At 70.5% G+C, this 21,190-nt stretch carries 23 protein-coding genes and 1 riboswitch; of the genes, 16 read left to right on the forward strand and 7 right to left on the reverse strand.

Annotated elements, in window-relative coordinates:
- Positions 1 to 714, forward strand: a 714-nt coding sequence (locus AB0E14_RS31830) for an RDD family protein (RefSeq protein ID WP_362426108.1), incomplete at its 5' end; no start/stop codon positions are given.
- A gap of 85 nt (positions 715 to 799) precedes the next feature.
- Positions 800 to 1,570, forward strand: a complete 771-nt coding sequence (locus AB0E14_RS31835) for an RDD family protein (RefSeq protein ID WP_362426111.1) — start codon at positions 800 to 802, stop codon at positions 1,568 to 1,570.
- A 13-nt stretch (positions 1,571 to 1,583) separates the two neighbouring features.
- Here the strand turns inward: AB0E14_RS31835 and AB0E14_RS31840 are convergent, their stop codons facing one another.
- The gene (locus AB0E14_RS31840) at positions 1,584 to 1,868 is read right to left on the reverse strand and encodes a hypothetical protein (protein WP_362426114.1); all 285 of its coding nucleotides are present in this window, start codon (positions 1,866 to 1,868) and stop codon (positions 1,584 to 1,586) included.
- 373 nt (positions 1,869 to 2,241) lie between these two features.
- Between AB0E14_RS31840 and AB0E14_RS31845 the strand changes: the two genes are divergently transcribed.
- Both AB0E14_RS31845 and AB0E14_RS31850 read left to right on the forward strand, forming a co-directional pair.
- Complete coding sequence (locus AB0E14_RS31845) at positions 2,242 to 4,686, forward strand: immune inhibitor A domain-containing protein (protein WP_362426117.1); 2,445 nt, start codon at positions 2,242 to 2,244, stop codon at positions 4,684 to 4,686.
- A gap of 124 nt (positions 4,687 to 4,810) precedes the next feature.
- A complete protein-coding gene (locus AB0E14_RS31850; RefSeq protein WP_362426120.1) occupies positions 4,811 to 5,128 on the forward strand; it encodes a hypothetical protein in 318 nt (105 codons plus the stop codon).
- A 29-nt stretch (positions 5,129 to 5,157) separates the two neighbouring features.
- On the opposite strand, the gene AB0E14_RS31855 is transcribed toward AB0E14_RS31850, so the two are convergent.
- Positions 5,158 to 5,745: an isochorismatase family protein gene (locus tag AB0E14_RS31855; protein ID WP_362426123.1), complete on the reverse strand. Its 588-nt coding sequence runs from the start codon at positions 5,743 to 5,745 to the stop codon at positions 5,158 to 5,160.
- Positions 5,746 to 5,869: 124 nt separating this feature from the next.
- Positions 5,870 to 7,198 carry a nicotinate phosphoribosyltransferase gene (locus AB0E14_RS31860; protein ID WP_362426126.1) on the reverse strand — a complete coding sequence of 443 codons (1,329 nt, stop codon included), beginning with the start codon at positions 7,196 to 7,198 and terminating at the stop codon, positions 5,870 to 5,872.
- A 115-nt stretch (positions 7,199 to 7,313) separates the two neighbouring features.
- Here AB0E14_RS31860 and clpS point away from each other — a divergent pair, with 115 nt between their 5' ends.
- The 4 genes from clpS to AB0E14_RS31880 all read left to right on the forward strand — a co-directional run bounded on the left by clpS (position 7,314) and on the right by AB0E14_RS31880 (position 10,460).
- The gene (gene clpS, locus AB0E14_RS31865) at positions 7,314 to 7,628 is read left to right on the forward strand and encodes an ATP-dependent Clp protease adapter ClpS (protein ID WP_362426129.1); all 315 of its coding nucleotides are present in this window, start codon (positions 7,314 to 7,316) and stop codon (positions 7,626 to 7,628) included.
- On the forward strand, positions 7,628 to 8,218 hold the full coding sequence (locus AB0E14_RS31870; protein ID WP_362426132.1) for a DUF2017 domain-containing protein: 591 nt from the start codon (positions 7,628 to 7,630) through the stop codon (positions 8,216 to 8,218). Before clpS ends, AB0E14_RS31870 begins: the two co-directional genes overlap by 1 nt.
- A 291-nt stretch (positions 8,219 to 8,509) precedes the next feature.
- Complete coding sequence (locus AB0E14_RS31875) at positions 8,510 to 9,961, forward strand: amino acid permease (protein ID WP_362426135.1); 1,452 nt, start codon at positions 8,510 to 8,512, stop codon at positions 9,959 to 9,961.
- A gap of 76 nt (positions 9,962 to 10,037) precedes the next feature.
- On the forward strand, positions 10,038 to 10,460 hold the full coding sequence (locus tag AB0E14_RS31880; protein WP_362426138.1) for a M67 family metallopeptidase: 423 nt from the start codon (positions 10,038 to 10,040) through the stop codon (positions 10,458 to 10,460).
- A gap of 35 nt (positions 10,461 to 10,495) precedes the next feature.
- On the opposite strand, the gene AB0E14_RS31885 is transcribed toward AB0E14_RS31880, so the two are convergent.
- Entirely contained in the window at positions 10,496 to 11,443 is a 948-nt protein-coding gene (locus tag AB0E14_RS31885; RefSeq protein ID WP_362426142.1) for a DJ-1/PfpI family protein, read from the reverse strand.
- Positions 11,444 to 11,515: 72 nt separating this feature from the next.
- Here AB0E14_RS31885 and AB0E14_RS31890 point away from each other — a divergent pair, with 72 nt between their 5' ends.
- The 7 genes from AB0E14_RS31890 to AB0E14_RS31920 all read left to right on the forward strand — a co-directional run bounded on the left by AB0E14_RS31890 (position 11,516) and on the right by AB0E14_RS31920 (position 16,712).
- A complete protein-coding gene (locus tag AB0E14_RS31890) occupies positions 11,516 to 12,154 on the forward strand; it encodes an HD domain-containing protein (RefSeq protein ID WP_362426145.1) in 639 nt (212 codons plus the stop codon).
- A gap of 33 nt (positions 12,155 to 12,187) precedes the next feature.
- Positions 12,188 to 12,264: riboswitch (cobalamin riboswitch) on the forward strand.
- Positions 12,265 to 12,325: 61 nt separating this feature from the next.
- Positions 12,326 to 13,300, forward strand: a complete 975-nt coding sequence (locus AB0E14_RS31895) for an ABC transporter substrate-binding protein (protein ID WP_362426209.1) — start codon at positions 12,326 to 12,328, stop codon at positions 13,298 to 13,300.
- A 101-nt stretch (positions 13,301 to 13,401) separates the two neighbouring features.
- Positions 13,402 to 14,409 carry an iron ABC transporter permease gene (locus AB0E14_RS31900; RefSeq protein WP_362426212.1) on the forward strand — a complete coding sequence of 336 codons (1,008 nt, stop codon included), beginning with the start codon at positions 13,402 to 13,404 and terminating at the stop codon, positions 14,407 to 14,409.
- Positions 14,406 to 15,221, forward strand: coding sequence for an ABC transporter ATP-binding protein (locus tag AB0E14_RS31905; RefSeq protein WP_362426148.1), 816 nt, complete (start codon positions 14,406 to 14,408; stop codon positions 15,219 to 15,221). Before AB0E14_RS31900 ends, AB0E14_RS31905 begins: the two co-directional genes overlap by 4 nt.
- Positions 15,222 to 15,265: 44 nt before the next feature.
- Positions 15,266 to 15,364 carry a putative leader peptide gene (locus AB0E14_RS31910; RefSeq protein ID WP_361962636.1) on the forward strand — a complete coding sequence of 33 codons (99 nt, stop codon included), beginning with the start codon at positions 15,266 to 15,268 and terminating at the stop codon, positions 15,362 to 15,364.
- A 112-nt stretch (positions 15,365 to 15,476) separates the two neighbouring features.
- Positions 15,477 to 15,755, forward strand: a complete 279-nt coding sequence (locus AB0E14_RS31915; RefSeq protein ID WP_362426151.1) for a MoaD/ThiS family protein — start codon at positions 15,477 to 15,479, stop codon at positions 15,753 to 15,755.
- 6 nt (positions 15,756 to 15,761) lie between these two features.
- Positions 15,762 to 16,712 carry a cysteine synthase gene (locus tag AB0E14_RS31920; RefSeq protein WP_362426154.1) on the forward strand — a complete coding sequence of 317 codons (951 nt, stop codon included), beginning with the start codon at positions 15,762 to 15,764 and terminating at the stop codon, positions 16,710 to 16,712.
- A 24-nt stretch (positions 16,713 to 16,736) separates the two neighbouring features.
- Here AB0E14_RS31920 and AB0E14_RS31925 read toward each other — a convergent pair whose 3' ends face one another.
- The gene (locus tag AB0E14_RS31925) at positions 16,737 to 17,246 is read right to left on the reverse strand and encodes a type II toxin-antitoxin system PemK/MazF family toxin (RefSeq protein WP_362426157.1); all 510 of its coding nucleotides are present in this window, start codon (positions 17,244 to 17,246) and stop codon (positions 16,737 to 16,739) included.
- A 188-nt stretch (positions 17,247 to 17,434) separates the two neighbouring features.
- Here AB0E14_RS31925 and AB0E14_RS31930 point away from each other — a divergent pair, with 188 nt between their 5' ends.
- Positions 17,435 to 18,187 carry an MBL fold metallo-hydrolase gene (locus tag AB0E14_RS31930; RefSeq protein ID WP_362426160.1) on the forward strand — a complete coding sequence of 251 codons (753 nt, stop codon included), beginning with the start codon at positions 17,435 to 17,437 and terminating at the stop codon, positions 18,185 to 18,187.
- Between the two features lie 90 nt (positions 18,188 to 18,277).
- Here the strand turns inward: AB0E14_RS31930 and AB0E14_RS31935 are convergent, their stop codons facing one another.
- Positions 18,278 to 19,543, reverse strand: a complete 1,266-nt coding sequence (locus AB0E14_RS31935; RefSeq protein ID WP_362426162.1) for a PTS transporter subunit EIIC — start codon at positions 19,541 to 19,543, stop codon at positions 18,278 to 18,280.
- A gap of 269 nt (positions 19,544 to 19,812) precedes the next feature.
- The gene (locus AB0E14_RS31940) at positions 19,813 to 21,114 is read right to left on the reverse strand and encodes a PTS transporter subunit EIIC (RefSeq protein ID WP_362426164.1); all 1,302 of its coding nucleotides are present in this window, start codon (positions 21,112 to 21,114) and stop codon (positions 19,813 to 19,815) included.
- Positions 21,115 to 21,190 lie beyond the last annotated feature (76 nt).

Genomic DNA, 21,190 nt, shown 5'->3' on the forward strand with positions numbered 1-21,190 from the left:
GTCAACCCCGCGACCCCTGCCGCTCCCGCGACGCCCGCCGCTTCCGCCGCTCCCGCCCCCGTGGTCACCGGGGCCGGCGGTGGGGCCGCTTCGTGGCCGCAGCAGGTGCAGCAGCTCGCCCACTCGGCGCCCGCCCCCGCCCCGGCCGCCTCCGGTGCGGGTGAGCCGCCCGTGGTGCCCTGGAAGCCGCCCGTCGAGGACCCGTTCCTGCAGGCGGCCCGGGCGCAGGCGGCCGCGCGGCCCGCCGGGCTCGGCAAGCGGCTGGTCGCCCGGTTCGTGGACACCCTCGTGCTCGGCGCGCTCGCGGGCGCGGCGGCGTTCCCCTTCGTCACCACCGCGCTCGACCACATCGACGCCAAGATCGAGGCGGCGAAGCAGTCCGGTGTCACCGTCCAGGTCTGGCTCCTGGACGGCACCACCTCCCTCAACTTCGGGATCGCGCTCGCCGCCCTCCTCGTCCTCGGCGTCCTGTACGAAGCGCTGCCCACCGCCAAGTGGGGCCGTACGCTCGGCAAGAAGCTCTGCGGTCTCCAGGTGCGGGACATCGAGGCGCACGAGCCGCCGACCTTCGGCGCGGCCCTGCGCCGCTGGCTCGTCTACAGCGTCCTCGGGCTCCTGGTGCTCGGCGTCCTGAACGTCCTCTGGTGCCTCTTCGACCGTCCGTGGCGGCAGTGCTGGCACGACAAGGCGGCCCGCACCTTCGTGGCAGGCTGACAAGGAGTCAGCCAGGAGGGGCCGCCGTCCCTCGAACGGGCTGCGATTCCTTGCGGGCACCGCCTGCCCGGGATGCACTGCCCACATGAGCAACGATCAGCCGACGCCCGGCGAGCGACCCGAGGACGACCCGTTCCTCAAGAGGCCGCACGAGCCGCAGGAGCCGCAGCAGCCCACGCCGCCGCCGTCGGCGGGGTCCCCGTACGGCAGCGAGCCCCCTCCGCCCGAGGGGCCGCCCCCGGGTGGCCCGCCCCCCGGCGGCCCGCCGCCGGGGCCTCCGCCCGGATCGCCGTACGACAACGCTCCGCCGCCTCCCCCGCCGTACGGCTCCCAGCCCTACGGCGGGGGAGGCGGCTACGGCGGCGCGGATCCGCTCGCCGGAATGCCCCCGCTCGCCGACTCCGGCAAGCGGATCTTCGCGAGGATCATCGACTGGCTGCTGGTCACCATCCCGCTCGCCATCATCGGCATCCCGTTCGACGTGTACGACCGGGCGACCGACAACACCGACGACTTCGGCGACGCGATCAGCGCGACCAGCACGGGCAGCGGGCTCGTCTTCCAGCTCATCTCGATCGTGGCGTACGTCGCCTACGACACCGTGATGACGGCCAAGAAGGGCCAGACGTTCGGCAAGAAGTGGCTGAAGCTGCGGGTCGCGATGCTCAACGACGGCTCCACGCCGCCGACGAACGCCTCGCTGATCCGGGCCATCGTGCTGTGGGTGCCGGCCCTGGTCTGCTGCGCCTGCCTGTGGCCGCTGCTCCTGCTCATCCTGATCCTGGTCGACAAGCCCTACAAGCAGGGCCTGCACGACAAGGCGGCGAAGACCGTGGTGGTGTCGGTGCCGCAGTAGGCGTAGGCGACGGCTACGAGCTCGAACCGATCCGGGTATCGGCCCCCGCACCCACGCGGACGGCCGGTACCCGGATCTCGTCCGTCCTGGGGGCCGTGGCCGGCACCGGCGCGGGGGTCCCGCGGCGCTTCGTGGCCGGCAGCGTGATCGCGACGAGTACCCCGAGCAGCAGCCCGGCGGTGCTGATCGCGACGATGCCGAGTGCGGTCGTGGTGCTGGACAGCAACAGCAGGGCGACGGTCGAGAAGACGACGGTGGCCGAACCGTAGGCGAGCTGTGCGGCGTTCGGACGCTGCATGACGGGTACCGTCCCTCGAAGCATCGGCTGTTCGGCAGTCGCTTCCCTGGCTGGGGCCGGGGCCCCCACCCGAGCGACTCTACGTCGTTGGATGCCCGGGCGAAACAGGTAGTAAGCGTGACCTAACCCACGGTGCGGGGGCACGGGGGGCGCATGGAGTCATCGATTCCCCGAATGACCCCTTCTGGTGCGCCTGGTGACCGTCCGGATAGCGGAAACCGACTTCTGCATAGTGCAGTTGGCCTGTTCAAGTCAAGGACTGTCTTTTCGCGAGCAACTCCGGTCGAATGTCGTCACTTGTGACGCGCGTACCCGCCTGCGGACACCCCACCTCAGGTCCGCGGTCGCGGGCGCCGGAGGGGACAAACATCAAGTGACCAACAGACGACGGGCGATCAGAGCGTCCGCAGTCGTCGTGGCGCTCGCGGCCACCGCCGCCACCGCCTCGACCTTCACCACCTCGTGGGCCGACGACAAGGGGCCGGGCGCACCCGCCTCCATCGAGCGCCACGACCCGGCGCAGGGCGCCGGCGTGGACAAGACCGCGGTCGACCACGACCTCGAAGGTCCGTACAGCAAGCAGCAGGAGCAGCAGCGCAAGGCCGCGCTCGAGCAGGTCCTGAGCGGCGAGACCAAGGTCGAGCGCCGCGGGGGCTCCCAGGTCGTCAAGCTCGACAGCAAGAAGTACGTCGAGCTGGGCCGGGAGAAGACCGACAAGATCTTCACGATCCTGGTCGAGTTCGGCGACAAGGTCGACAACACCACGCTGGTCGACCGTGCGGACGACGACACGACCGAGCCCAAGCCGAAGTTCGGCGGCACGCCCGGCCCGCTGCACAACCAGATAGCCGAGCCGGACCGTGCGAAGGACAACTCCACGGCCTGGCAGAAGGACTACAACCAGCAGCACTTCCAGGACCTGTACTTCGGCACCGGCAAGGACAAGAAGACCGGCCAGCCGAAGCAGTCCCTGAAGACCTACTACGAGAAGACCTCCTCGGGCCGCTACTCGGTCGAGGGCGGGGTCTCGGACTGGGTCAAGGTCGAGTACAACGAGGCCCGTTACGGCTCGAACTACTGCGGCAACAGCAACTGCGCCAACGTCTGGGACGCCGTCCGCGACGGTGTCGCCGCGTGGACCGCCGACCAGAAGGCCAAGGGCCGTACCGACGCCCAGATCAAGGCCGACATGGCCCAGTACGACCAGTGGGACCGGTACGACTTCGACGGCGACGGCAACTTCAACGAGGCCGACGGCTACATCGACCACTTCCAGATCGTCCACGCGGGCGAGGACGAGTCGGCGGGCGGCGGCGTCCAGGGCGGCGACGCCCTGTGGGCCCACCGCTGGTACGCGTACGGCACCGACGCAGGCAAGACCGGCCCGGCGAACAACAAGTCCGGCGGCACGCAGATCGGCAGCACCGGCATCTGGGTCGGCGACTACACGATGCAGCCGGAGAACGGCGGCCTCGGCGTCTTCGCCCACGAGTACGGTCACGACCTCGGTCTGCCGGACCTGTACGACACCTCCGGCAAGCCCGGCGCCGAGAACTCCACCGGCTTCTGGTCCCTGATGTCCTCCGGCTCCTGGCTCGGCCGGGGCAAGGAGTCCATCGGCGACCTGCCCGGCGACATGACCGCCTGGGACAAGCTGCAGCTCGGCTGGCTCAACTACACCAAGGTGAGCAACGAGCAGCGCGGTACGAAGTCCACCCACAAGCTGGGCGTGGCCGAGTACAACACCAAGAACCCGCAGGCGCTCGTCGTCGAGCTGCCGAAGAAGCAGGTCACCACCGAGGTCGTCGCGCCCGCCGAGGGCGCCACGCAGTGGTGGAGCGGCATGGGTGACGACCTCAAGAACACCCTCACCCGCTCGGTCGACCTGACCGGCAAGTCGAAGGCCACCCTTGAGCTCAAGGGCTGGTACGACATCGAGCTGGACTACGACTACCTCTACACCGAGGTGTCGACGGACGGCGGCGCCAACTGGACCGCCCTGGACGGCACGGTGGACGGCAAGCCGCTGCCGCGCGACGCGAGCGGTGCCCCGGCGCTGACCGACGTCTCCGGCGCGTACAAGCCGCTCGTCTTCCCGCTGGACGCCTACGCCGGCAAGAAGTTCGACCTCCGCTTCCGCTACCAGACGGACGGCGGCGCGGGCGGCAAGGGCTTCGCGGCCGACGCCATCACGCTGACCGCCGACGGCGCCCCGGTCTTCACGGACACCGTCGAGGGCGGCGACAACGGCTGGACGGCCAAGGGCTTCTCGCGCATCGGCAAGGGCTTCACGAAGGCGTACGAGCAGTACTACCTCGCGGAGAACCGCCAGTACGTGTCGTACGACGCGACCCTCAAGGTCGGCCCGTACAACTTCGGCTTCACCGGTGACAAGGCGAGCTGGGTCGAGCACTACCCGTACCAGAACGGTCTGCTGATCTGGCTGTGGGACACCTCGCAGAAGGACAACAACACGGCCGTCCACCCGGGCCAGGGCCTCGTCCTTCCGGTCGACGCGCACCCGACGCCGCTGAAGTGGTCGAACGGCACCCTGATGCGCAACCGCATCCAGTCGCACGACGCGCCCTTCGGCACCTACCGCACCGACGGCTTCACGCTGCACAGCGCGGACGCCCCGGCGTCGATCAAGCCGCAGGCGGGCAACCCGGTCTTCGACGACCGGAAGGGTACGTACTGGTACCAGGAGACCGAGCGGGCCGGCGTCAAGGTAACTGACACCAACACCAAGATCACGGTCGTCAAGGAGCCGAAGAACGGCGAGACGATCACCGTCCAGGTGGGTCCGTCCACGAAGTAATCAGTAAAACCGCAGGTCAAAGCGTGATCGGCCGTCGCCCTCTAGCGGGCGGCGGCCGATCGTGTTTGAGTGCCCCTGACCGAGTTCTTATTGACAGCAAACGCACAGGGGGAGTGGTTCCGGCATGCCCGGTGGAGGTTTCTGCAAGTTGCCAGGTGGCAGTGTGGTCGTCGCGATAGGGCTGCCGAGCCCGGCCGGGGACGGCGCCACGGTCCGCTTCCTGGTCCACGCCGCCAACCGTGCCCGCGCCCTGACCCGGCTGCGGAACCTGGGCCTGCGCGCCGTGTACCTCCGGGGCAACGCGGAGCCCCCGACCCCCGACGAGATCACCGCCGTCCTGCACCACCCGGACGGGCTCCTGTGGCGCTCCGCGGCCGGGACGACAGGCACGACGACCCAGGAGCTGTGGCACTCCATACGGACCCTGCCCACGGCCTCCTAGGGGCGTCCCGGAGGCGGGCCGGGGGTATGTCAGACCACGGGCTTGCCCGTGAGCTCCACCCCGGCCCCGCGCAGCTCCTCCAGGGCCCGCTCGGTCGTCTCCTTGGCCACGCCCGCCGTGAGGTCGAGCAGGACCTGCGTACGGAACCCCTTCCGGGCCGCGTCGAGCGCCGTCGCCCGGACGCAGTGGTCCGTCGCGATGCCCACGACGTCGACCTCGGCCACGTCGTGCGCCCGCAGCCACTCGGCCAGGGTCGCGCCGTTCTCGTCGCGCCCCTCGAAGCCGCTGTACGCCGCCTCGTACGCCCCCTTGTCGAACACCGCGTCGATCGCGCCGGAGGCGACCGCGGGGGCGAAGTTCGGGTGGAAGCCGACGCCCTCGGTCCCGGCCACGCAGTGCACCGGCCAGGACGTCACGTAGTTCGGCGTCTCGGAGAAGTGGTCGCCCGGGTCGACATGGTGGTCACGGGTGGCCACGACGTGCCGGTACGCGGCGCCAGCCGCCTCCCCGACCAGGTCGGTGATGGCGGCGGCGACATCCGCACCCCCCGTCACCGCGAGGCTGCCGCCCTCGCAGAAGTCGTTCTGAACGTCCACGACGATCAATGCGCGGTGCATGGCGGGTGTCCTTCGGTGGGCCGGCGACGGGTTTCGGGCGGGTTTCGGGCGGGGGAATGGCTTCGAGCCTAGAGACTTCCCCCGCCCTTCGGGAGAGGGCCTCGCAGGGTGTTACACGTACTCCCTACACGTACTCCGTGGGCAGCACCGGCTCGCCCCGCGACAGCTGGGTCGCCGACAGCGGCAGCCCCGCGCGCGCCGCGATGTGCCGGGCCCTGGCCGCCTCCAGCGGCTCCCTGGCCACCACGTCGCCGCCCTTGACCAGCTCCACCAGCAGCTGCCGGTCGGCGAGCTCCGGCGGCACCGGACCCGTACCGAGGACCTCGGCCTCCGCGACGCCGTCCGCGTCGGTCCGGCGGGCCGCCCACTTGCGGCCGCCGACCGACGCCTTGCCGCCGAGCGACTTCTTCGCCACCGCCGTCAGCGGCGCCTTGAGATCGGCCGACTGGGCGCGGGCGACCAGCTTGTAGACCATCGAGCAGGTCGGGTGCCCGCTGCCGGTGACCAGCTGGGTGCCCACCCCGTACGCGTCCACCGGCGCCGCGGCCAGCGAGGCGATGGCGTACTCGTCCAGGTCCGAGGTGACCACGATCTTGGTGTTCCGCGCGCCCAGTTCGTCCAGCTGCGCCCGCACCCGGTGCGCGACGAGCAGCAGGTCGCCGGAGTCGATGCGCACGGCGCCGAGCTCGGGGCCCGCCACCTCGACGGCGGTACGGACGGCCTCGGCCACGTCGTAGGTGTCGACGAGCAGCGTCGTCCCGCGGCCGAGGGTGTCGACCTGGGCCTGGAACGCGTCCCGCTCGCTGTCGTGCAGCAGGGTGAAGGCGTGCGCGGAGGTGCCGACCGTCGGGATGCCGTAGCGGAAACCGGCGGCCAGGTCCGAGGTGGAGTCGAAGCCGCCGACGTAGGCGGCGCGGGCGGAGGCGACGGCGGCCAGCTCGTGGGTGCGCCGGGCGCCCATCTCGATGAGCCGCCGCCCGCCGGCCGCCCCGGACATCCGGGAGGCGGCCGCCGCGATGGCCGAGTCGTGGTTGAGGATCGACAGGATCACGGTCTCCAGGAGCACGCACTCCGCGAAGGAGCCCTCGACCCGCAGGATCGGGGAGCCGGGGAAGTACACCTCGCCCTCGGGGTAGCCCCAGATGTCACCCGAGAAGCGGTAGCCGGCCAGCCACCGCAGCGTCGGCTCGTCCACGATGGACTGCTCGCGCAGGAAGCCGAGGACGTCCGCGTCGAAGCGGAAGTTCTCGACCGCGTCGAGGACCCGTCCGACGCCCGCCACCACGCCGTAGCGCCGGCCCTCGGGCAGGCGGCGGGTGAAGACCTCGAAGACGGAGCGCCGGTCGGCGGTGCCGGCCCTGAGGGCCGCCTGGAGCATCGTCAGCTCGTACTGGTCGGTGAAGAGCGCGGTCGACGGCACGTCCACCGGCAGCCCAAGGTCCGCAGCGTTCATGTCAGCGATGCTACCGCAGAAATCGTCAGTTTGACGATTTCTAGCTCCGTGCCGCCTCCGTTCGAGCGTCGCCGGGGCTGACCCGTTTGTGCGACCCCCCTCCCGAGGTGGCAGCATGGGTTCAGTGAGCGTCGCGCCAATTGAGATCGAACGCACGGAATCGGCGGAGGAGACCTTCGCCGTCGTCGAACCGGACGTGCCGTGGGTGACCCTGGTCCACAACGACCCGGTCAATCTGATGAGCTATGTCACCTACGTCTTCCAGGCGTACTTCGGCTACTCCAAGGACAAGGCGCACAAGCTGATGCTCGACGTGCACAACAAGGGCCGCGCGGTGGTCTCCAGCGGTACCCGCGAGGAGATGGAGCGGGACGTGCAGGCGATGCACGGCTACGGGCTGTGGGCCACCCTCTCCCAGGACCGCGGCTGATGGCGGGCCACTTCGAGGTCCTGCCGGGCGGCGGCGCCGCCGTCGCGCTCGACGAGGTCGAGGTCTCCATCCTGCGCTCCCTCGCCGTCCAGCTCATGGAGCTGATCGGCCTGGGCGACGAGCCCGTCGAGGGCGAGGACCCGCTGGCCGCGCTCTTCGCCGAGGGGCCGAGCGAGGCCCCGAGCGACCCCGCGCTCAAGCGGCTCTTCCCCGACGCGTACGCGGACGAGAGCGAGGAGCTGCGCTCGGCGTCGTCCGAGTTCCGCCGCTACACCGAGAACGACCTGCGCGCCCGCAAGCGGCAGGACGCGCTCGCGGTGATCCGCAGCCTCGACGGGCTCAGCTCCGCCGCGGGCGAGGGCGAGGCTGCGGTCCTCAAGCTGACCCCCGACGAGTCCCGGGCCTGGCTCGGCGCCCTCAACGACCTGCGGCTGACGATCGGGACCCGGCTGGAGGTCACCGACGAGGACGAGAGCGGGGAGCTGTACCGGCTGCCCGACTCCGACCCGCGCAAGCCCATGGTGATGGCGTACCTCTGGCTGGGCGCGCTCCAGGAGTCACTCGTCGAGACCCTGCTGTCCGGCGCGTGAGATCGCGGCGCCCGATACCGATCGGTAGGGCGCTGTTCGCTCAGCGGACACTCAAATCCGGATAACGAATACGTCACCAAAGTGTTCTTACTGGTCCTGTTGAGTGGCTTTTGACCCCTTTTTCATGTGACGTGCGCCACAACGCCGCTCCTCGATCACTGTTTCCCCCGTGATAAATCTTCACGACCACTCGGGGACGCCACCCATGTTCCCGGGGGCGCTTGGCCGGCTGACCGCCGGTAGCACTCCAGCCATATCCGGGGGGATCAGCGTGGAGAAAGGCGCATCAACATGACCTCAGTGCAGGTCGACAAGCAGCACGACGGCAATGAGGCCGCGGACCCCGCCGACGGCGAGGGTTACCACCGGGCACTCGGCGCCCGCCAGATCCAGATGATCGCGATCGGCGGCGCCATCGGCACCGGCCTCTTCCTGGGCGCGGGCAAGGGCATCTCCAAGGCGGGACCCAGTCTGATCCTGGCGTACGCCATCGCGGGCCTCGTCATCTTCTTCATCATGCGGGCGCTCGGCGAGCTCCTCATGTACCGGCCCGTGTCCGGCTCCTTCTCGGAGTACGCACGCGAGTTCATCGGCCCGTTCTGGGGCTTCGTGACCGGCTGGACGTACTGGCTCTTCTGGGTCGTCACCGGCATCACCGAGGTCACCGCGGCCTCCGCGTACATGCAGTACTGGACCAAGAACGCGGACGGCTGGCTCAATCAGCCGCAGTGGGTCTTCGCCCTGATCTTCACGGTGGTCCTGTTCCTCGCGAACCTGATCTCGGTCAAGCTCTTCGGTGAGCTCGAGTTCTGGTTCTCGATGGTCAAGGTCACCGCGATCGTCGGCATGATCCTGATCTGCGCCGGTGTCCTCACCGTCGGCTTCTCCGACGCCGGTGACACCGCATCGATCACCCTGCTCTGGTCCGAGGGCGGCTTCTTCCCCAAGGGCATCGGCTCCACCCTGATGACCCTGCAGATGGTCATGTTCGCCTTCCTCGCGGTCGAGCTGGTCGGCGTGACGGCCGGCGAGTCCAAGGACCCGAAGACCGTGCTGCCCAAGGCCATCAACACCGTGCCGTGGCGCATCGCCGTCTTCTACGTCGGCGCGCTGATCATGATCCTGTCGGTCGTCCCGTGGACGCACTTCCAGCCGGGCGTCTCCCCGTTCGTCGCGGCCTTCGAGAAGATGGGCCTCGGCATCGGCGCCGCGATCGTCAACTTCGTCGTGCTGACCGCCGCGCTCTCCTCCTGTAACTCGGGCATGTACTCCACCGGCCGCATGCTGCGCGACCTCGCGCTCAACGGCCAGGGCCCGAAGTTCTTCACCAAGCTCACCAAGAACGGCCTGCCGCTGGTCGGCACGTCCTTCTCGGCCGGGCTGATGATGGTCGGCGTCTGGATCAACTACCAGTGGCCGGGCGACGCGTTCAACTACGTCGTCTCCTTCGCGACCATCTCCGGCATGTGGGCCTGGATCATGATCCTCGTCTGCCAGGTCCGCTTCCGCCTCAAGGCCGACCGGGGCGAGCTGCCCCAGTCCTCCTTCAAGGCCCCGGGCGGCATCTGGCTCAGCCTCTTCTCGCTCGCCTTCATCGGCATGGTCATCGTGATGATGGGCATCGACAAGGACGCGCGGATCTCGCTGTACTGCGCCCCGCTGTGGGGCCTGATCCTGGGTGTCGCGTACCTGGTCCTCAAGGCGCGCAACCCGCAGGGCGCGGCCTTCGTGAAGCGCTCCTGACCTCACCCGTCTCGGCATTCGGGCCGTCCCGTACCACTCCTCGGTACGGGGCGGCCCGTCTGCTTATCCTGTCGCCATGCTGACCATCACCCGGGCCCTGTACGACCAGATCGTGGAACACTCCCGCGCGGACCACCCCGACGAGGCCTGCGGCGTGGTCGCGGGTCCCGCCGGCAGCGGCCGCCCCGAGCGGTTCATCCCGATGCTGAACGCGGCGCGCTCGCCCACGTTCTACGAGTTCGACTCGGCGGACCTGCTGAAGCTCTACCGCGAGATGGACGACCGGGACGAGGAGCCCGTGATCGTCTACCACTCGCACACCGCCACCGAGGCCTACCCCTCGCGCACCGACATCACCTACGCGAACGAGCCCGGCGCCCACTACGTCCTGGTCTCCACCGCCGACACCGACGGCGCCGGCCCCTTCCAGTTCCGCTCCTACACGATCGTCGAGGGCGTGGTGACCGAGGAGGAGGTCAAGGTCGTCGAGGCGTACTAGCCCGGACCTGCCGGCACCGGCCTCCTGGCCGCGGCCTACGCGGAGCGGGTGGTCCTGAACCGGGCCAGGTACGCGGAGGGCGTCACCCCGACATGCCGGGCGAACGCTCTCCGCAGCGTCTCGTCGCTCCCGAGCCCGCTGCGCTCCGCCGCCCCCGTCACACTCGCCCCGCCTTCGAGCAGCAGCCGGGCCGCCTCCACCCGTACCCGCTCCACATAGCCCGCCGGGGTGGCCCCGGTCTGCGCCCGGAACAGGCGCGTCAGATGCCGTGCGCTCACCCCCGCCCGCCGCGCAAGCGCCGTCGTGCTGTGATCGGCGCCCGGATCGGCGGCGACCGCGTCCAGCAGCGGCCGCACCACCGGGTGACGGGTGGGCGGAGTGCGCGAGGCAGCCGAGAACTGCGACTGCCCGCCCGGCCGCTGCAGGAAGACCACCAGATCGCGGGCGACGGCACGGGCCGTGGCCGGCCCCCGGTCGCGCTCCAGCAGCGCCAGACAGAGATCGATCCCGGCCGTCACCCCGGCCGAGGTGAACACCGGCCCGTCCTCGACGAAGATCGCGTCCGGATCCACCTCCACCTCCGGGTACCGCCGCGCCAGCTCGTCCGCGTGCTCCCAGTGCGTCGCCGCGCGCCGCCCGCTCAGCAGCCCCGCGGCGGCCAGCGCGAACGCACCCGTGCACACGGCGGCGACCCGGCGCGCACGCCCGGCCAGCTCCGTGACCGGCCCGACCACCCCCGGCGCCGTCACGAACCGGTCCACGTCCACCGCCCCCGGCACGATCAGCGTGTCCGCCTCCGCCACCGCCTCCGGCGCGCAGTCGGCCCCGATCCGCAGCCCGGCCGAGGTGCGCACGTCCCGCCCGTCGGGCGTGCACACCCGCACCTCGTAGTCCGCCCCCGCCGAGGAGAACACCTCCAACGGGGCGGAGACGTCGAGCAGCCGGACACCGTCGAAAGCGAGCACCACCACCAGGTGAGTCATGTGTCCCATTCTGTGGGAAGCCTGTCTCCACGGACATGGCCGACCGGTGCGCGCGACGGCGAAGCTCGACCCATGGACCCCAGCACCCTGATTCCCGACAGCGAACTCGCCGCCGCCGCCACCGAACTCGTCCGCGACACGACCGACGAGCTGATCTACCATCACTCCCGCCGCGTCCACCTCTTCGGCGCCCTCCAGGGCCGTGCCCGCGGCCTCGCCTTCGACCCCGAACTCCTCTACGTCGGCGCCATGTTCCACGACCTCGGCCTGGGCGAGGCCCACCGCGACAGCGGCCGCCGCTTCGAGGTCGACGGCGCCGAGGAGGCCGCCCGCTTCCTCCGCGCCCACGGAGTCCCCGAGGACGCCGTACGGCGCGTGTGGACCGCGATCGCGCTCCACACCACCCCCGGCGTACCGGAGTTCATGGAGCCCGAGGTCGCGCTCGTCACGGCGGGCGTCGAGTACGACGTCCTCGGTATCGGCCACGACGACCCGGCCGTCGTCACCCCCGAGGACCGGGCCGCGATCGTCGCCCTGCACCCGCGCCCCGACTTCAAGCGCCGCATCCTGCGGGCGTTCGCCGACGGCATCGCACCCAAGCCGGAGACCACCTTCGGCAACGTCAAGGCGGACGTCCTGCGGCACTACGTGCCGGGGTTCTCGCCCGGCGACTTCGTGGAGACCATCCGCGACTCCCCCTGGCGGGAATGAGACACTGACCCGGACCATCAGGGCGGCAGGACCCAGGAAGCCGGTGCGAATCCGGCGCGGTCCCGCCACTGTGACCGGCCCCTCCGCGAGGGGCCGGGAGCCAGGAACTGACCTGCCGCCTCTCACCACCGACTGGGGACGTGGAAATCCCCGGAGGAGGCTCGTTCCGTGCTGACCAGGCACCGCCGCACCCTGCTGCCCGCCGCCGCCCTCGTCCCGCTGCTCGCCGCCTGCGCGGCCCCCGCCGAACAGGCCGCCCCCTCGGGGAAGTCCGCCGCCGGATTCCCGTACACCGTCTCCAACTGCGGTGTGCAGACGACCTATCAGGCGCCGCCGAAGCGGGCCGTGACCATGAACCAGCACGTCACCGAGGTCATGCTCGCCCTCGGTCTGGAGAAGTCCCTGGTCGGCACCGCCTACCTCGACGACCGGATCCTGCCCGCGTACAAGAAGGCCTACGACGCGGTGCCGGTGCTCGCCAAGGAGTACCCCTCCAAGGAGGCCCTGCTCGCCGCCGACCCCGACTTCGTGTACGGGGGTTACGCCAGCGCCTTCGACGCCAAGGCCGGCCGCGGCCGCGACGACCTGAAGAAGTCCGGCATCGAGAGCCGCCTCAACATGGAGTACTGCCCCTCGGGCGCCTCCTCCCTCGCCGACCTCTACCGGGAGGTCGACGAGGTCGCCCGCACCTTCGGCGTCCCCGAGCGGGGCGCGGACTGGACCGCCGCGGCGAAGAAGACCGTCGCGGCGACCGAGCAGCGGCTCAAGGGCGTCGCCCCGGTCTCCGTCTTCGTCTACGACAGCGGCGACAAGACCGCGTTCACCGCGGGCGGCAAGGGCATCGGCAACGAGCTGATCACCCGGGCCGGCGGCCGCAACGTCTTCGCCGACCTGGACAAGACCTTCGGCGACGCGACCTGGGAGCAGGTCGTCGCCCGCAAGCCCGACGTGATCGTCATCTACGACTACGGCTCCACGACCGTGGAGCAGAAGAAGAAGCGCCTCCTGGACGACCCGGCCCTCAAGGACGTCCCGGCGATCAGGAACAAGCGCTTCGCGGTCATTCCCCTCTCGGACGCGGTCCTGGGCGTCCGCGTGCCGGCCGCCGTCGACAAGCTCTCCGCCCAGCTCCACCCGAACCGGTGACGGCGGTGACGGGACCGGCGGCGGCCACCGAGGCCGCCGCCGCCCGGAGCCGGAGCCGGAGCGGGGGAGGGGGCCGGAGCGGGGGAGGGGGCCGGGGCCGCCTGCCGTACGGGCTCGTCGTCGCGGGGCTCCTCGTGGCCCTCGCGGCCGCCGTCGTCGCCGGGGTCGCCCTCGGCTCCGTACGGATACCCGTGGGCCAGGTCGTCGAGATCCTCACCGGCCGCGCCGCCCCCTCCCCGTACCGCACGATCGTGCTCGACGTCCGGCTGCCGCGCGTACTGCTCGGCGCGGTCGTCGGCGCCGGACTCGCCGTCGTCGGCGCCGTCCTGCAGGCCCTGGTCCGCAACCGGCTCGCCGACCCCTTCCTGCTCGGGATCTCCTCCGGGGCGTCCAGTGGCGCCGTCCTCGTCCTGGTCCTCGGCATCGGCGGCGGGGTCACCACCACCGTCGCCATGCCCGCAGGGGCCTTCGCGGGCGCCCTGCTCGCCCTGGTCCTCGTCTACGGCCTGGCCCGGCGCGGCTCCACGATGACCGGCGCCCGGCTCGTCCTCGCGGGCGTCGCCGTCTCCTACATCCTGTCGGCGCTGACCACGCTGCTCCTCGTGCTCTCCGCCCGGCCGGAGCACTTCCAGGAGGCGATGTTCTGGTCCCTCGGCGGCCTCGGCAGCGCCCGCTGGGACACCCTCGCCGTCCCCTCGATCGTCGTCGCCCTCGGCACCGCGGTCCTGGTCGCCCTCGCCCGCCCGCTCGACCTGCTCCTCGTCGGCGAGGAGGGCGCGACCGTCCTCGGCCTGGACACCGCCCGCTTCCGGGCCGCCGTCTTCGTCCTCGCCTCACTGGTCACCGCCGTCATGGTCTCCGTCAGCGGAGCCGTCGGCTTCGTCGGCCTGATGGCCCCGCACGCCGCCCGGATGGCCGTCGGCGCCCCGCACCGGCGCCTCCTTCCGGTCGCCGCGCTCGGCGGCGCGCTCGCCCTGATCCTCGCCGACCTCGCCGCCCGGACCGTCGCCGCGCCCCAGGACATCCCGGTCGGCGTCCTCACCGCCCTCATCGGCGGCCCCCTCTTCCTCTGGCTCATGCGCCACCGCGCCGAAGGGAGCCCGGTATGACCTCCCGCCCCGCCCCCACCGAGCTACTGCTCCAGGGAGTCTCGTACGAGACACGGCTGTACGACGCCGACCTCATCGCCCGCCCCGGCGAGACCATCGGGCTCGTCGGCCCCAACGGCAGCGGCAAGTCCACCCTCGTGCGCTGCGTCTACGGCACCCTCACCCCCACCGCGGGCCGCGTCCTGCTCGACGGCGACGACCTCGCCGCCCTCGGGCCCAAGGCGCGCGCCCGCCGGATCGGAGTCGTCCCGCAGGACAGCTCCACCGAGTTCGAGCTGACCGTCCAGGAGCTGGTCGCCCTCGGCCGCTCCCCGCACAAACGCTTCTGGGAGGGCGACACGGCCGCCGACGGGGCGCGCGCCGAGGCCGCCCTCGCCCGGGTCGGGATCGCCGAGCTGGCCGACCGGCCCTACCCCACGCTCTCCGGCGGCGAACGCCAGCGCGCCCTCGTCGCCCGCGCCCTCGTCCAGGACCCCGCGCTGCTCGTCCTGGACGAGCCCACCAACCACCTCGACATCCGCTACCAGCTCGAAGTGCTCCGCCTCGTCCGCGACTTGGGCACCACCAACCTCCTCGCCCTCCACGACCTCAACCTCGCCGCCGCGTACTGCGACCGGCTGTACGTCCTTCAGCGCGGCCGGGTCGTCGCCGAGGGCCCGCCGGCCGAGGTACTCACCCCCACCCTCCTCGCCACCGTCTACGGTGTGGAAGCCGAGGTCATCGCGCATCCGAGGACCGGGACGCCGACCGTCGTCTATGTCCCGGTCGTCGACCCCGGTCCGCCAGTCGAGCGCGAAGCGTCCGCCATGTGAGATCACATTCCGGAACCCGGACCGGGAATCGATACGATGACCGCATGGTTTCCCACGACGTGAGCGAAGTGACGACGCCGGGCAGCGCGCTGCTCGTGGCGCGGCTGCACGTCGACCTGTGCCGTCTCGCCAGCGCGATGTGAGCGGGGGCGCTCACCGACCTGCGCCCCACGAAGAAGCACCACCCCGCGCGGGGGCCCACAGCCGCGCTCCTTTCACGCCACTTCCCGACTCCCGAAAACAGGAGCCCACGCCATGGCCATCGAGGTCCGCATCCCGACCATCCTCCGCACCTACACCGACGGCGAGAAGGCCGTCGAGGGCAGCGGTGCGACGCTCGCCGAGCTCTTCGCCGACCTGGAGACGCGCCACGCCGGGATCGAGGCCCGCATCGTGGACAAGGGCCAGCTGCGCCGCTTCGTCAACGTCTACCTCAACGACGAGGACGTCCGCTTCCTCGACGGCATCGACACCAAGCTGGCCGACGGCGACAGCGTCACGATCCTGCCGGCCGTGGCCGGCGGCATGGTCTGATCCACCATGCGCTACGACTCCCCGCTCGCGGCGGTCGGCAACACGCCCCTGGTCCGCCTGCCCCGGCTCTCCCCGTCGGACGACGTCCGCATCTGGGCCAAGCTGGAGGACCGCAACCCCACCGGCTCGGTCAAGGACCGCCCCGCGCTCCACATGATCGAGCAGGCCGAGAAGGACGGCCGGCTCACCCCCGGCTGCACCATCCTGGAGCCGACCAGCGGCAACACCGGGATCTCGCTGGCGATGGCGGCCAAGCTCAAGGGCTACCGCATCGTCTGCGTCATGCCGGAGAACACCAGCGAGGAGCGGCGCCAGCTGCTCACCATGTGGGGCGCCGAGATCATCGCGTCCCCCGCGGCGGGCGGGTCGAACACGGCGGTACGGGTCGCCAAGGAGATCGCGGCCGAGAACCCCACGTGGGTGATGCTCTACCAGTACGGCAACCCGGACAACGCGGGCGCGCACTACGCCACGACGGGCCCGGAGATCCTCACGGACCTCCCGTCCATCACCCACTTCGTGGCGGGCCTCGGCACCACCGGCACCCTGATGGGCGTCGGCCGCTACCTCCGCGAGCACAAGCCGGACGTCAAGATCGTCGCCGCCGAACCCCGGTACGACGACCTGGTCTACGGGCTGCGGAACCTGGACGAGGGCTTCGTCCCCGAGCTGTACGACGCCTCGGTCCTCACCACCCGTTTCTCCGTCGGCTCCGCCGACGCGGTCACCCGCACCCGGGACCTCCTCCAGCAGGAGGGCATCTTCGCGGGCGTCTCCACGGGCGCGGCGCTGCACGCGGCGATCGGCGTCGGGCAGAAGGCGCTCAAGGCCGGCGAGAGCGCGGACATCGTCTTCGTGGTGGCGGACGGCGGCTGGAAGTACCTGTCGACCGGCCTGTACACGGCGGCGACCACGGAAGAGGCCATCGAGACGGTCCAGGGCCAGCTCTGGGCGTAGTGGCCCGGCCTCTGCACCTGTCTCTCAGGTCGCCAGATGGCGGACCTGGTCCCACACGACCGGGTCCGCCGTCCCCACCTTGCGGCGGAACTCCCACACCGGGACCTCCCGCAGCTCATCGGTCTCCAGGAAGCTCGGCCGCCCCTGCGCGTCCCCCACGGACCCCGGCGGCAACGCGATGACCCCCGGCCGCTCGTCGTGGTACTTGCTGGTGATCTTGGCGACGAGCGCGGAGTCCCCGCGCAGCGCGAGCACCAGACACGGCCGGTCCTTCGAACCGGGCCCGTCCTCGTAGGGCACGTCCGCCCACCAGATCTCGCCCGCACGGGGGAGCCGCTCGGGCGCCTTCCCCGGAGCCCCGCCCGGAGCCCTGCCGGGCGTTTTCGGCCGTACGGGTGGACGCCCGGAGGGCCGCGCCGGCGGGCGCGTCCGGCCGCCGGGCCGCCGGTCCGCGCGCTTGCGGCCGTCCGCGAGCGCCACGACCAGCGCGATCACCACGACCGCGACGAGCGCCGGCCACCAGGACGTGTCCATACCCCAAGACGTTACCGGCCACCCGCACCCCGCGCGCTCCCGCCCCAGGTCCATCCGAACCGGTGACAGAGCCCGTGAGTTCGCCCACAACGGGCCGCCGCGGAGGAGCGACGAGCGGAGTCGCGCCTTACGCTCGACGCATCGCACGACCTCCCCCGCCGCTCTCCGCCCTCGGAGGTTCACGCTCCATGAAGCTCACCGTCGTCGGCTGCTCCGGGTCGTTCCCGTCCGCGGACTCGGCCTGTTCGAGCTACCTCGTAGAGGCCGACGGCTTCCGGCTGCTCCTCGACATGGGCAACGGCGCCCTGGGCGAGCTGCAGCGCCACATCGGTCTGTACGACCTCGACGCCATCTTCCTCAGCCATCTGCACGCCGACCACTGCATCGACATGTGCGGCTACTTCGTCGCGCGGTACTACCGCCACGAGGGCGGCCGCTGCGACGCGATCCCGGTCTATGCCCCGGAGGGCGCCGAGCAGCGCCTGACCACGGCGTACGCCGACACCCCCTCCGACAAGTCGATGAGCGAGGTCTTCGACTTCCGCACGCTGAAGTCGGGCTCCTTCGAGATCGGCCCGTTCTCCGTCCGTACGGAGAAGGTGTGCCACCCGGTGGAGGCGTACGGGATCAGGATCGAGCACGCCGGCCGTTCGCTGACGTACTCCGGCGACACGGGAGAGTGCGAGGCCCTGCACCAACTCGCGGAGGGTGTGGACCTCTTCCTCTGCGAGGCGTCCTTCACGCACGGCAAGGAGGACATCCCGGCCCTCCACCTCAACGGCCGGGAGGCGGGCGCGGAGGCGACCCGCTCCTCGGTGGGGCGCCTCGTGCTGACCCACATCCCGCCGTGGACGGACGGCCGGCAGAACCTGGCGGACGCGCGGGCGGTCTACGACGGACCGTCGGAGCTGGCGTACGCGGGCGCGGTGTACGAGATCTGAGTCTTCGCCGACGTACGGAAACGGCCGAAGCCCCGCCCTTCACGAAGAAGGGCGGGGCTTCGGTCTGTACGGCGTACGGCTGCGTACGGCTTACTTGGCCTCGGCCTTGAGCAGCTCGGCCAGCTCCTCGTCGGACTCGCGGCCCGGCGTCGGGAGGTTGAACTTGGTGATCGCGAAGCGGAAGACCACGTAGTAGACCGCCGCGAAGCAGAGGCCGACCAGGGCCAGGCCCCACGGGTTGCTCGCGATGCCCAGGTTCAGCAGGAAGTCGACCGCGCCGGCGGAGAAGCCGAAGCCGTCCTTCATGCCGAGCGCCCAGGTCAGCGCCATCGAGACACCGGTCAGGACCGCGTGGATCGCGTACAGCACCGGGGCGATGAACATGAACGTGAACTCGATCGGCTCGGTCACACCGGTGACGAAGGAGGTCAGCGCGAGGGAGAACATCATGCCGCCGACGACCTTGCGGCGCTCGGGACGGGCGCAGTGGACGATCGCGAGGCAGGCCGCCGGGAGGGCGAACATCATGATCGGGAAGAAGCCGGTCATGAACTGGCCCGCGGTCGGGTCGCCGGCCAGGAAGCGGGCGATGTCGCCGTGCTTGCCGTCGAACTCGCCGGCCTGGAACCAGGGGAAGGAGTTCAGCAGGTGGTGCATGCCGATCGGGATCAGCGCACGGTTGGCGACACCGAAGATGCCCGCGCCGACGGCGCCGGAGCCGACGAGCCACTCACTGAGGTTGTGCAGACCCGCACCGAGGACCGGCCAGATCAGACCGAAGACGATACCGACGACCAGGCCGGCGAAGGCGGACAGGATCGGGACCAGACGGCGGCCACCGAAGAAGCCGGCCCAGTCGGGCAGCTTGGTCCGGTAGAACTTCTGGTACAGCAGGGCGACGACGATGCCCATCACGACACCGCCGAGGACACCGGCGTTGACCGGCGCGTCGTTCATGACGATCTTGCCGTCGACGACCGAGGCGACCTGCGGCAGGTTCTTGTCGGTGAAGGTCGCGAGCACCTTCTGGAAGACCAGGTAGCCGGTGACCGCGGCCAGGGCGGTCGAGCCGTCCGACTTCTTGGCGAAGCCGATGGCGATGCCGACGCAGAACAGCAGCGCCATGTTGTCGAGGAGGGCGCCGCCGCCGGCGGCCATGTAGCCGGCGAGCTTGTTGATGAAGTCCGGGAAGGACTCCTTGCCGAGCATGTCTCCCTGGCCGAACCGGACCAGGAGCGCGGCGGCGGGCAGCACCGCGACCGGCAGCATGAGGCTGCGGCCGATGCGCTGCATGACAGCCATCGCGCCGGAGCCCTTCTTCTTGTCGGCCGCGGGAGCGGCGCTAGCCGTGGACACAACTTCCTCCAGTAGGCAAGGCGCCGCCAGAGGCTGGTGTCACGGGGGGACGGCGGCGTCTCGTGGAACGCGGTGGACTGGACCGCGTGGTCTACACCAATGAGTGGTGTAGACCAGTTGTAGCACGTGAGACTTAGATAAGGAACCTGCGAATTCTGTGTGGTTGAGGGGTAGCGGGGCGTGAACGACGAAAGGCCCCCGGACCATGAGGTCCGAGGGCCCTGAGGGGTGTCGGGAGGCGGGCCGAAAGCCCCTTTTCCTGGGTGTCCCTAGGCCTTGGTCACGTCCTGGTCCATCTGCTCCGCCAGCTCCTCCGGCTCGCGGCCAGGGGTCGGGAGGTTGAACTTGGTGATCGCGAACCGGAAGATCACGTAGTACACGACGGCGAAGCCCAGGCCGATCGGAATGATCAGCCAGGGTTTCGTGGCCAGGTTCCAGTTGATGACGTAGTCGATCAGGCCGGCCGAGAAGCTGAAGCCGTCCTTCACGCCGAGCGCCCATGTCACGGCCATCGACACGCCCGTGAGGACCGCGTGGATCGCGTACAGGACCGGGGCGATGAAGAGGAACGAGTACTCGATCGGCTCCGTGATCCCGGTGACGAAGGAGGTCAGGGCGACCGAGAGCATCAGGCCGCCGACCTCCTTGCGGCGGTTCGGCCGGGCGCAGTGGGTGATCGCCAGGGCCGCCGCCGGCAGGGCGAACATCATGATCGGGAAGAAGCCCGTCAGGAACTGACCGGCCTCCGGGTCGCCCGCGAGGAACATCGGGATGTCGCCGTGGACCGTGGTGCCGTCCGGTCTGGTGTAGGTGCCGAACTGGAACCAGATGGGCACGTTCAGGAACTGGTGCAGACCGATCACGAGCAGCGCGCGGTTGGCGACACCGAAGATGCCGGAACCCCAGGCGCCCAGGCCCACCAGCCAGTCGCTGAAGTTCTCCAGACCGTCGCCGATCGGCGGCCAGACCCACAGGCACAGGGACGCGAAGGCGATCGCGACGAAGGTCATGATGATCGGCACGAGGCGGCGGCCGTTGAAGAAGCCCAGCCAGTCCACCAGCCGCACCCGGTGGTAGCGCTGCCAGAACCAGGCCGCGAGCAGGCCGATGACGATGCCGCCGAAGACGCCCGGGTTCTGGTACGTGTACCCGCTGAAGGCCTGCTCGGGAGCCAGGCAGCCGCCGTTGATGTCCACCGTGCCCCGCGGGCAGTCCTCGGGGAACTGGCGCAGCACGTTGTAGTAGACGAGGAAGCCGACCGTCGCGGCGAGCGCCGTCGAACCGTCCGCCTTCTTCGCCAGGCCGATCGCCACACCGATGCAGAAGAGCAGCGGCAGACCCAGGTTGCCGTCGAGCAGCGCGCCACCGGCGCCCGCCATCACCTTGGCGACGTTGTCCCAGCCCAGGCCGTCGGCGCCGAAGACGTCCGGCTGGCCGAGACGGTTGAGGATGCCGGCCGCGGGGAGTACGGCGATGGGGAGCTGGAGGCTCCGCCCCATCTTCTGCAGCCCCTGGAAGAGGCCGCCCCACATCGACTTCTTCGGCGCGGCGGCCGCGCTGTCCGTACTCATCGGCGTCCTCCCTGACCCGGAACGAACCGGGCCCGAATCGCGTTGCACACTGGTGTAGACCAGTTGCGATAGGCTC

It is taken from the genome of Streptomyces sp. NPDC047981, assembly GCF_040653315.1.
Lineage (GTDB): Bacteria > Actinomycetota > Actinomycetes > Streptomycetales > Streptomycetaceae > Streptomyces.

Coding starts and splice junctions, on each gene's coding strand:
- AB0E14_RS31920 (WP_362426154.1), top strand. CDS start 15,762: ATGCGCTACGACTCCCCGCTCGCGGCGGTCGGCAACACGCCCCTGGTC.
- AB0E14_RS31910 (WP_361962636.1), top strand. CDS start 15,266: ATGGTTTCCCACGACGTGAGCGAAGTGACGACGCCGGGCAGCGCGCTG.
- clpS (WP_362426129.1), top strand. CDS start 7,314: ATGGGTTCAGTGAGCGTCGCGCCAATTGAGATCGAACGCACGGAATCG.
- AB0E14_RS31875 (WP_362426135.1), top strand. CDS start 8,510: ATGACCTCAGTGCAGGTCGACAAGCAGCACGACGGCAATGAGGCCGCG.
- AB0E14_RS31870 (WP_362426132.1), top strand. CDS start 7,628: ATGGCGGGCCACTTCGAGGTCCTGCCGGGCGGCGGCGCCGCCGTCGCG.
- AB0E14_RS31890 (WP_362426145.1), top strand. CDS start 11,516: ATGGACCCCAGCACCCTGATTCCCGACAGCGAACTCGCCGCCGCCGCC.
- AB0E14_RS31905 (WP_362426148.1), top strand. CDS start 14,406: ATGACCTCCCGCCCCGCCCCCACCGAGCTACTGCTCCAGGGAGTCTCG.
- AB0E14_RS31925 (WP_362426157.1), bottom strand. CDS start 17,246: ATGGACACGTCCTGGTGGCCGGCGCTCGTCGCGGTCGTGGTGATCGCG.
- AB0E14_RS31860 (WP_362426126.1), bottom strand. CDS start 7,198: ATGAACGCTGCGGACCTTGGGCTGCCGGTGGACGTGCCGTCGACCGCG.
- AB0E14_RS31850 (WP_362426120.1), top strand. CDS start 4,811: ATGCCCGGTGGAGGTTTCTGCAAGTTGCCAGGTGGCAGTGTGGTCGTC.
- AB0E14_RS31840 (WP_362426114.1), bottom strand. CDS start 1,868: ATGCAGCGTCCGAACGCCGCACAGCTCGCCTACGGTTCGGCCACCGTC.
- AB0E14_RS31930 (WP_362426160.1), top strand. CDS start 17,435: ATGAAGCTCACCGTCGTCGGCTGCTCCGGGTCGTTCCCGTCCGCGGAC.
- AB0E14_RS31885 (WP_362426142.1), bottom strand. CDS start 11,443: ATGACTCACCTGGTGGTGGTGCTCGCTTTCGACGGTGTCCGGCTGCTC.
- AB0E14_RS31880 (WP_362426138.1), top strand. CDS start 10,038: ATGCTGACCATCACCCGGGCCCTGTACGACCAGATCGTGGAACACTCC.
- AB0E14_RS31855 (WP_362426123.1), bottom strand. CDS start 5,745: ATGCACCGCGCATTGATCGTCGTGGACGTTCAGAACGACTTCTGCGAG.
- AB0E14_RS31940 (WP_362426164.1), bottom strand. CDS start 21,114: ATGAGTACGGACAGCGCGGCCGCCGCGCCGAAGAAGTCGATGTGGGGC.
- AB0E14_RS31835 (WP_362426111.1), top strand. CDS start 800: ATGAGCAACGATCAGCCGACGCCCGGCGAGCGACCCGAGGACGACCCG.
- AB0E14_RS31915 (WP_362426151.1), top strand. CDS start 15,477: ATGGCCATCGAGGTCCGCATCCCGACCATCCTCCGCACCTACACCGAC.